This window comes from Vibrio sp. S12_S33 (assembly GCF_963889785.1).
Taxonomy (GTDB): domain Bacteria; phylum Pseudomonadota; class Gammaproteobacteria; order Enterobacterales; family Vibrionaceae; genus Vibrio; species Vibrio aestuarianus.
Map to the genome: position 1 here is coordinate 1 of NZ_CAWPQZ010000100.1, position 2,976 is coordinate 2,976.

Sequence of the window (2,976 nt, forward strand, 5' to 3'; positions counted from 1 at the left end):
TTTTGATTAATGTCAGAACGGGTATCTTCAACGACTGACAAATGTTCAATTAAGTTCAAAATGGGCACATAGCAAAGGGTTTGAGGTTATTAGATCACATCTGTTAACAAAGTGCGATCCCGCCCTGTTCCCATAGCAGGTGTGCCATCTCCGATAGAACGAGCCCAAGTTTGTTTAACGGTGAGATAACTTTTCTGTAAAGTAGCAATTTCTTGATCGAGAGCTGATATTGCTTGTTGATAATGCGTCATTAAACTTTCATTACTTAAAGCAAGCAGCTGTTGCCATAAGTTAGGTACATAATGATCCATACCGTGCTCAGCAATCGATGCTTCGGACAAATTATTTACCAGCGAGACAGAATCATTAGTGGCTAATTTTACCATATCTAACATCGTCACTTGTGTTTGTCTGGGTGTTAGTAGAATTTGATCTGGTTCTTGATAAGTCAGTAACTGCGATAAATGACCATGGTGGAGATAATTATCATCGTCGTTATCGGTGAGCATTTTCTTAATCAATGTTATACCACTACTAAATATATCCCATTTATCTAGCCCTTCTGTAATATCAGTATTTGCCCATGTCATGGGGATTTGAGCAACCAAGTCATGGTTATTAACATGACGATAATGCAGAATATTCTGATATCGGGTAACAAAACTGCGTGTTCCTGTACGTGGCATTCCGTAAGTGTATAAGCGTAGCTGTGAAGAATTGTAGGCGTCTTTAGTTAACGCACTTAACAGCAGTGCCCCTGCACCACCTAAACTATGACCACAAAAATATAATTTCTTGCCCCCATGTTTATCTAATTCTTTCAGCATAATATCTAATAATGCCATAGCATATCGATAGAACCCCCGATGGACATAAGTCCCTCCAAATTCTTTAGGTGCAATTTGTGCTGCATCCAAGTCTGTTTTTACAAGGTCATTCATACCTGGTGAATTAAGTACAGCGTCAATACCATTAGCAACTTTAGTAATGATTAATTTTGATCCCTCATCAGAAGGTGAAGCGTAAAAATAAGGTTCTGTACCTCTAATAGCGACTATTGCCATATCGTCATTTGAAAGAATATAACCTTGTGCATCAGCTTGATCATCAGCATAGTATTTGTAGCTCAACGCTTGACTATATGGCACTTCTTCAACAAGCCATCTGGCTTTTTGAGAGCCAGACTGGGCCGGTAACTGTTTAGACTTAAATTGCTTAATGACAGTTTCAATGCTTCCTGAACTATCCGTTTCTGAATCTTTATCCACGCTCTTTTCATCACTCGCATAAGCCAACTGTGACAACAACGCAAAGGTATAACTATTCACCAAACTAAATTCATCGGTATCAATAATCACTGGCATATAACTGCGCAGTGCTTTGATTTCAAAAACGTAACTTTGGTTGTGGCTGAGTCTGAATCCTGCTTTTTCCGCAGAGGCATTAGTATCTATGCCTTTATGATGCTCTTGCAAAAACTCATCTTGAGGGGCCTCATCCCAGAAATCACCTATGGTGGTGCTGCGATACCGTTTCGGGCTTTGCTCAGCAGCATCAAGCTCTGCCGATGCGCGGGTTTTCACTGGCGACTCTTGCCCTTCTTTACGGCTGCCGTACTTTTCGACTTCGCTTAATAAAGAGGCTTGGCTGACGGAGGCGCGCCATTCACCCGCAACAATATTTGCAAATAAAACTTTACCACCGCTGGTGGTTTGCGTGTGTGTGGGAGGTATCGTTGAGCGTAATGGTGACGTCAAGGCCATCAATCGGTTCATCGTTTTCACTCATGAACTCTAATTCCAGCCAGTTTTTCTCAGGGTTGCACTGCACACAATAGTTAAATGAATCCATGATTATCCCTCATGTTGTAATTGGCGAGCTAAGACATGCAGAGCGTGTTGAATCTCTTCATTTTGATGATCTTTGATCAGTTCTATCATGCTAGGCTGAGCCAAGTATTCGTTGCCCATAATCGTCGCAATGGCCGCGCTCATCACACGATACGTTAAGGTTTGCTAAGCAGCAGAGAGAAACGGTGTGAGCATGGAAGCGATATCACGCCCTTGCGTAAGGTGCTGATCCATTGCCTTGGGGAAATGCTGCCATAACCAAGATTCAAGGTTAGCTTTTAACAAGGGTAAGTTCTCTTGTTTATCAAGATGATGCGCTTTTATCACCCACCAAGAGCCTTGCTGAGCATTAAATGGCGCGTGCGATGTGTTGTCAAACGTGACTAAGTGACCTTGGTCACCATCATCTAATGAAGCTAATTGATTGACATTGCCTAAAAACTGGTTCACTTCTGATTGGTCCATTCTCGCTAACATAGGAATAATGACCGACCTATCGTAAAAGCGAAACATCACTTCCTCGCCCTCTAATCCGACAATTAATAAACTGCGAAGATGGTTCAAAACTTCATCACCCTCGGCATGGCTTGATAGCCAAACACCCTGTTCAAGTAACGCTTTAGGGAGCGACAATACCGATTCAGAAACAGGGATTAACCATGGAGAGAGTGGCATCACCTCAGTAAACATTGCACCATAAAACAGAGGCACGGCTTCTTCAAACCCAAAGCCCCCATTTTGCTGTAAAGCCTGTTCGTGAAGCTTACGATCAACTAACCAATAGCGATGATTTTGCTGCTGTTGAAACCAAGAGAGGATCATGACGGTTTCCCCTGCGTAGAACACAATCTTACGGCTGGCATATGGGCTTGCTCTGCGTTTAATAACGCTTGGTAAGAAATGGTTCGAAGAGCGGCTGACATAGTTTGGTCCTTTTCGTGAGTCATATTGCATAATGCAATGCCTCATTAAGCAAAAATAACACCAGTATTAAGGTTCTATACCCGTGATCATTGAAGATACTTGATTTTCAGTAGAATCAAGATCATGCTACGAACCATGAAAATTACACTGACTCCTCAACAGAAACTGCAACTCGAACAAATGCACGACATTGAACGTGATA

The 2,976-nt window shown here is 42.1% G+C and carries 2 pseudogenes; both read right to left on the reverse strand.

The window, feature by feature from the left end:
* Positions 1–119: 119 nt before the first annotated feature.
* Positions 120–1,851: pseudogene (locus AACW06_RS19030) on the reverse strand (lipase family protein); the annotation flags it as partial.
* A 2-nt stretch (positions 1,852–1,853) separates the two neighbouring features.
* Positions 1,854–2,696: pseudogene (locus AACW06_RS19035) on the reverse strand (DUF4123 domain-containing protein).
* Between the last annotated feature and the right edge of the window lie 280 nt (positions 2,697–2,976).